Below are 228 nucleotides of genomic sequence, written 5' to 3'. Positions count from 1 at the left end.
ATATGGAGATTCTTTGGTTTATTCCGACGCATGGTGACGGCCGGTATTTAGGGACGCAAACGGGAGGGAGAACGGCGGATCATCTTTATTTTAAGCAAGTGGCACAGGCGGCGGACAGACTCGGGTATACGGGGGTTCTGCTGCCGACGGGGAGATCATGTGAAGACCCGTGGCTGACGGCTGCCGCTTTAGCGGGGGAAACGAGTGACTTGAAATTTTTAGTGGCGG

1 protein-coding gene is annotated in these 228 nt (G+C 54.8%); it reads left to right on the top strand.

Annotation, left to right across the window (positions count from 1 at the left end):
• Positions 1 to 2 precede the first annotated feature (2 nt).
• Positions 3 to 228: LLM class flavin-dependent oxidoreductase (locus tag SB660_RS24430; protein WP_410585256.1), on the top strand; the 226-nt coding region annotated here is incomplete at its 3' end.

The sequence above is a fragment of the Bacillus sp. SIMBA_005 genome, from assembly GCF_046535585.1.
Lineage (GTDB): Bacteria > Bacillota > Bacilli > Bacillales > Bacillaceae > Bacillus > Bacillus pumilus.
This window is presented reverse-complemented; position numbering and strand designations above follow the sequence as displayed.